This is a genomic window from Bradyrhizobium sp. 62, from assembly GCF_023073035.1.
Taxonomy (GTDB): domain Bacteria; phylum Pseudomonadota; class Alphaproteobacteria; order Rhizobiales; family Xanthobacteraceae; genus Bradyrhizobium.
The window spans coordinates 1-527 of record NZ_JADPIT010000037.1; the positions used below are offsets into that span (position 1 = coordinate 1).

General features: G+C 66.4%; 1 pseudogene. It reads left to right on the plus strand.

Going from position 1 to position 527, the window contains the following annotated elements:
* Window positions 1-527: pseudogene (locus IVB47_RS35325) on the plus strand (methyl-accepting chemotaxis protein); the annotation flags it as partial.

Below are 527 nucleotides of genomic sequence, written 5' to 3' on the forward strand. Positions count from 1 at the left end.
GGTGACTTCTCTGTTGTCCTGCCGGGTCTCGGCCGCAAGGACGAGGTCGGCGGCGTTGCCGGTGCCGTCGAGAAATTCAAGATCGTGTCGGAGCAGAAGGCGCGCGAAGAAGCGGAAGCCAAGATGCGACAGGACCAGGTGGCGGCCGAGCAGCGCAAGGCCGATATGCGCAGGCTTGCCGACAGTTTCGAAGGCGCCGTCGGCGAGATCGTCGATACGGTGTCGTCGGCCGCGACAGAGCTCGAGGCTTCGGCCTCGACGTTGACCTCGACGGCGGAGCGGGCACAGGAGTTGACGATAGTGGTGGCCGCAGCCTCGGAGGAAGCCTCGACCAACGTGCAGTCGGTCGCGTCGGCCACGGAGGAGCTGTCGTCCTCGATCACCGAGATCAGCCGCCAGGTGCAGGAATCGGCGCGGGTCGCGAGCGAGGCGGTTACCCAGGCCCGAACCACGACCGACCGTGTCGGCGAATTGTCCAAGGCGGCGGCGCGCATTGGCGACGTGGTCGAGCTGATCAACACCATCGC